Origin of the sequence: Paenibacillus sp. Soil766 (genome assembly GCF_001428105.1) — a bacterium.
GTDB lineage: Bacteria > Bacillota > Bacilli > Paenibacillales > NBRC-103111 > Paenibacillus_E.
In genome coordinates, this window is record NZ_LMSJ01000052.1 from 1 (window position 1) to 6,226 (window position 6,226).

Annotated in this window: 3 protein-coding genes; 1 reads left to right on the forward strand and 2 read right to left on the reverse strand. The window is 45.7% G+C overall.

Annotated features, from left to right (window positions below; all coding sequences use genetic code 11):
* Positions 1 to 375 precede the first annotated feature (375 nt).
* Positions 376 to 3,189 (reverse strand): calcium-translocating P-type ATPase, SERCA-type, encoded by a 2,814-nt coding sequence (locus ASG89_RS29475; RefSeq protein WP_057314930.1) that lies wholly within the window; start codon positions 3,187 to 3,189, stop codon positions 376 to 378.
* Between the two features lie 227 nt (positions 3,190 to 3,416).
* On the opposite strand from ASG89_RS29475, the gene ASG89_RS29480 reads away from it, so the two are divergent.
* Positions 3,417 to 5,180, forward strand: coding sequence for an NFACT family protein (locus tag ASG89_RS29480; protein ID WP_057314931.1), 1,764 nt, complete (start codon positions 3,417 to 3,419; stop codon positions 5,178 to 5,180).
* 62 nt (positions 5,181 to 5,242) lie between these two features.
* On the opposite strand, the gene galU is transcribed toward ASG89_RS29480, so the two are convergent.
* A complete protein-coding gene (galU, locus tag ASG89_RS29485; protein ID WP_057314932.1) occupies positions 5,243 to 6,121 on the reverse strand; it encodes a UTP--glucose-1-phosphate uridylyltransferase GalU in 879 nt (292 codons plus the stop codon).
* Positions 6,122 to 6,226 lie beyond the last annotated feature (105 nt).

The following is a 6,226-nucleotide window of genomic DNA, read 5'->3' on the forward strand; positions in this document are numbered from 1 at the left end:
TGTTCTCCTTTGTATGAGATGTATGGATTAGGTCCCTACATCTCTACACTGGAGATTTTTTTATGCATTGTCCATGAAAATATAATATAAAATTACATAAATAGTAAATAATTGAAGTATTTTTTCGTGTTAGCTTTGATGCAACGCTAGTGGAAATTATGTAGTTAATTCCTTCGGTTTTGTTCAATTCCGAGAAAAAGCCTTAAAATAACTGGAGGAAATCCATTTATTCTGAGTTTAAAAGAAATTTTCAACATATTAACTGCATGAAATACATCTAATGGTATCCGCAGCAAGCACAAAGCGAGCCCCTCACTTTAACAGGAAAAAGCCGCCTCACGGCAGCTCTTTCCATCTTTCCATCTTCCATGTCCCTTATCGGAAACTCGGTTTAGACGATTTATTATACACAGGGGCGCTTGAACCTCTCGAGCCTCTGGAACCTTTGTTGCGTTTAGGCGACAATACGCTGCCTAGCCCCATAAAGAAGGTCGGAATGCCGGCTGCAATTAATACGAGAATCCAATCTTTCCAGCCTAGAGGAACGGTTTTGAAGATCGGTTGGAGCGCCTCGATGTACATAACGCCGAGCATAAGAATAAGAGATGATAGCACAGCGAGAACTAAGTATTTATTTTGCAAAGGATTACGGTGAAAAATAGAACGTGAACTGCGACAATCAAACACATGGATGAGTTGTGCCATAACCAAGGTCGCAAACGCGACACTTTGTGCTTTCAACAACGTCTGTACATCCGTTGGATTCACACGTAAGATGAGCCAGAAAGCCCCCAATGTGCATACCCCGATGAGAATACCACGGGAAATAATTTTCCAGCCTAAGCGTCTTGCAAAAATACTTTCCTTCGCCGAGCGCGGCTTATGCTGCATGAGATCCTTCTCTGCCTGATCCACACCTAGTGCCATCGCTGGCAGACCATCCGTTACTAGATTCACCCATAGAATTTGAATAGGCACAAGCGGAAGCGGAAGCCCCGCCATCATGGCGATGAACATCGTCATGATCTCGCCAACGTTAGAAGCGAGCAAATAACGGATGAACTTGCGGATATTTTCATAAATACTGCGTCCCTCTTCAATCGCCGCAACGATCGTCGAGAAATTATCATCGCTAAGAATTAAGGAGGATGCTTCTTTGGATACATCGGTACCTGTAATCCCCATGGCAATACCGATATCAGCTGCTTTAATCGCTGGTGCATCGTTAACGCCATCACCCGTCATGGCAACAACGTGTCCATTGCGCTGCAACGACTTCACAATACGCAGTTTATGCTCAGGGGAGACCCTCGCGTAGACATAGGTATCATTGACTTTGACATCGAGCTCATCATCGGAGAGCTGTCCGATTTGCTGACCGCTCATGCTGACACCATGGGATGGAATCATACCTAGCTGCTTCGCAATCGCTTCTGCTGTTGTTTGGTGATCCCCGGTGATCATAACGGTCTTGATGCCCGCTTTGCGGCATTTGGAAATCGCTTCACGCACTTCTTTGCGTGGAGGATCAATCATACCGGTTAACCCTACGAAGACTAAGCCATTCTCAACATCCTCATGATCATCATATCGATCACTTGCTTTAAGCTCCTTATAGGCAATACCCAAAACCCGCAGCGCTGATTTGGCCATACCTTCATTTGCTGAGATGACCTTTTGTTTCAGTGTTGATGTGAAGGGAATGACTTTACCATCCCACAAAATATAACTGCAATGTTGCAGCAAGACATCCGGCGCCCCTTTGGTGCAAGCCATGCGGCCATTCTCCGAGGACACCAACACAGACATCCGTTTGCGTTCCGAATCGAAAGGAAACTCGGCGATCCGCTTATATTTTTCACTCAGCGAAACTTGCGTAATCCCGCTCTTGGCACTTAGAACAACTAAGGCTCCTTCTGTCGGATCCCCTTTAATGTTCCAAATCGAAGATGGTTCACCAGTGCCCTCTTTCCCTTTCTTTCGCTTCGTTTCTTGTTTTTCTTCAATTAAGGTTGCGTTATTGCAAAGGGCTGACACATGAAGTAGCTTCGAAAGAGTTGGATGCTTGTGCGCGTCCGTATGTTGACCGCTCAGAAGAATGTGACCAACTGGTGCATAACCATCTCCTGTTACCTCAAGCACATCACCGCCGACCCACAAATGGGTCACTGTCATTTTGTTCTGCGTCAGCGTTCCCGTTTTATCTGAACAAATAACGGAGGCGCAACCTAGTGTCTCCACCGAAGGCAGCTTTCGGACGATCGCTTTCCGCTTAATCATTCGCTGAACGCCGAGCGCTAGTGCAATGGTCACAATTGCTGGAAGCCCTTCTGGGATAGCAGCAACGGCTAAGCTGACGCCTGCCAAGAACATCGCATACGGTGGTTGTCCATGCATGATACCTGCTACAACAACAAGAATTGTCAACGCAATAGCGACGATAATTAGAATTTTACCTAGCTGCTCCAATCGGTGCTGTAGCGGGGTTTCCATGGATTCTGTATTCTGAATCAGATCAGCGATTTTGCCCATTTCTGTGCCCATCCCAATTCGAACGACAACTGCTTTCGCCGTGCCACGAGAAACCATCGTCCCCATGAAGCCCAGATTACGCTGATCACCAAGCGGTACTTCGTCATGAGGAATAGGAGCAATCGTTTTACTGACAGCAATTGATTCCCCCGTTAAGGCGGACTCTTCGATATAGACGCCATTCGTCTCCAGAAACCGAACATCCGCCGGGACTCTATCTCCACTCTCCAGAAATACAATATCACCTGGCACCAGATCGCGTGCTGGAATTTGATGTACGGCTCCTTCTCTCCACACATTGGCATTCGGCGCAGACAACTCTTTCAGTGCACGTAGTGAGCGTTCCGCTCGAAACTCCTGTGTAAAGCCCAAAATCCCATTCATCACAATAATAACGACAATCGTAATCGCATCTAAATATTCACCCAGCAAGCCGGATATTAGAGTCGCCCCCAATAGGACCAGCACCATGAAATCTTTAAATTGATTTAAGAGCAGTGTGATTGGTGATACACGCTGCCCCTCTGAGAGCTCGTTTCGCCCTACCTCAGCCTGCCGTTTCCAAGCCTCTTCCCAGGGCAATCCTTGCTGTATATCCACCTGCTGCAATTGCAAGACATCCTCCGAGTTCAACTGGTACCACTTATTCTGACTCATCCGCCCTTCTCCCTCCTACATCCACTTGATCTTGTCTCACACTTATACGTATTTGTATTCAGACAAGCAGGAAAATATCCCTGAAATCATCTTTCCTGTCCAGAGCCCCTTAAGTTTTTGTGAAAAGTATGGCATCATAGAGAGGAGCAAAGTTGTCAGCCACGGAATATAGAGGCAACCGCAATGACAAATGACAACTAGCCTCAAAGAATGGAGTTGTATACATCATGGCTTTAGACGGACTCGTCCTTCATGCAATAGTTCACGAGCTTCAAATGTATGTAGGAGGCCGCATTAATAAAATTCATCAACCTAGCGAAAATGACGTCGTGCTGCAAATTCGCACCCAAAGGCAGAACGTAAAGCTGCTCCTTTCCGCCAACCCTACATATCCGCGCGTCCAAACGACAGAACAAGTTACTATAAATCCGATGGATGCGCCTATGTTCTGTATGCTGCTTCGCAAATATTGCGAAGGTGGCGTCATTGAGGTCGTGGAACAAATCGGAATGGAACGTGTCATTCGGTTGCAGATTCGTCACCGTGACGAATTAGGAGATATATCTCTCAAGTATATTATTGTGGAAATTATGGGCAGACACAGCAATATCATCCTGCTAGATCCCGTGACGGGAACAATTCTAGATGGCATCCATCATGTGACGCCAGCGATCAGTTCGTATCGGGTCGTCATGCCAGGGAGTACCTATGTAACACCGCCTGAACAGGATAAGCTAAATCCTCTTGAGGTTGATAGCGCAGCATTCATCCAAGCATTGGAGCGGACAGCATCGTCAGATGAGGTTTCCGTATCTCCATCCCCAATTAAACCTGAGCAACAGTTGGTTGCTGCATTCAGCGGACTAAGTCCACTGATCGCCAAAGAAATTGTATATCGCAGTATGCAAGGTGAAACGGAAGGCGATACTTCATCGCTTTGGCAGGCATTCAGCGAAGTCATGACCGCCATGCGCGAGAATCGCTATGAACCGGTCATTGTAGAGCAAGAACCGACAGGCAAGCTATTCTTCGCGATGACACCACTTACACATATCAAAGGCACGTCGAAATCATACGCAACGCCAAGCTTGTGTTTGGAGCAATTCTATGGCGACAAAGCGGAACGAGATACGGTTAAACAGCGTGTCTCTGATTTATTGAAATTTTTACAAAATGAAGTCAATAAAAATGTTAAAAAACTGGAAAAACTCCAGGATACGATCGAAGACTCTAAGGACGCAGATAAATATCGCATTCTCGGAGAGCTGTTAACCGCCTCGCTTCATACGATTAAGAAAGGCGACAAAGAAGTCCAAGCCATTAATTACTACGATGAAGATCAAGCGATGATCACCATCACATTGGACCCGCTTCTAGGCCCTGCGGAAAACGCCCAGCGCTATTTTAAGAAATATAGCAAATTGAAAAATAGCACTGCGATCGTCGAAGAGCAAATTGTTCAAACGCATCAAGAGATTACCTATCTCACGACCTTGCTGCAACAGTTAAGTGTGGCCTCCTTGCCAGATATTGAGGAGATTCGCGATGAGCTTATGGAACAAGGCTATGTGCGCGATCGCAACAAAAAGCAGCGTAAGAAAAAGAAAAAAGATAAGCCAGCTCTAGCCTGTTACGAATCCAGCGAAGGCGTTCTTATCTATGTCGGAAAAAATAATACGCAAAACGAATATCTAACGAATCGTCTTGCTTCTTCTATGGATACATGGTTGCATACCAAGGATATTCCTGGCTCCCACGTCGTCATTCGCGGTGAGTTTAGCGACACCACTTTACTTGAAGCCGCGCAGCTAGCTGCTTACTTCAGTCAAGCCAAAAATTCGAGCCAAGTTCCTGTGGATTACACAACGATCAAGCATGTCCATAAACCCAACGGCTCGAAGCCCGGCTTCGTCATTTACGTGAATCAGAAGACACTTTATGTGACACCGGAAGAAGAAGAAATCAAGCAATTGAAAGTGACGATTAAATAGACATGCAAAAAAACCTATCAGAGATTAATTCTCGATAGGTTTTTCTATATAAATAACTACTGCTACAAGTCCCATTGCTTAATTAATGATTGTAAATAAGCCTTTACTTGCTCTTGTAAATCCGGACGCTGTAAGGCGAGTTCAATGGTTGCTTCAATATACCCCAGCTTGTCCCCAACGTCATAGCGCTTTGCTTGCATCAGGTAAGCCGCCATCTGCTGCTCTCTATTCAGTACACGCAATGCATCCGTTAATTGAATCTCACCGCCTCGGCCAGGCTCTTGTCTCTCCAAAATATGGAAAATTTCCGGCATAATAATGTAACGGCCAATTACCGCTAAATTCGAAGGCGCTTGATCACGATCAGGCTTCTCTACCAGATCCTCAATCAAGCGATAGTTCGTGTAGCTCGTCGCTGGAGAGACGATACCATATTTGCTAACATCCGCCCAAGGAACCTCTTGAACCGCAATGACGGAGGTTTCCGTTTGTTCATAAATATCCATCATCTGCTTCAGCCCCGGCGGGGTGGATTGAAGAATATCATCACCAAGGAGAACCGCGAAGGGTTCATCTCCAATGAATTTGCGAGCACAGAGAATTGCGTGACCTAAGCCAAGCGGCTGCTTCTGACGAATGTAATGAACGTCCGCTAGATTAGATACCGACTGCACAATCTCCAGTAGTTGAGTGTTCCCTTTTTCTTCCAGCATCATCTCAAGCTCGACGGATTTATCAAAATGATCTTCGATCGCACGTTTGTTACGCCCAGTAACAATGATTATATCCTCAATGCCGGACTCAATCGCTTCTTCTACTATGTACTGAATAGCTGGTTTATCAACGATGGGCAGCATTTCCTTGGGCTGCGCTTTGGTTGCGGGCAAGAAACGAGTGCCTAGGCCCGCCGCGGGAATAATTGCTTTCCGAATTTTTTTCATAAACGATCCTCCTTGTATGCTAAGAGCAGTTCCTGATTCTTTAATGAATTGGAAATTGCTCTTTCTTATTTTTGTTCTTTGAAAAATGAATTTCAACCGGTTGTG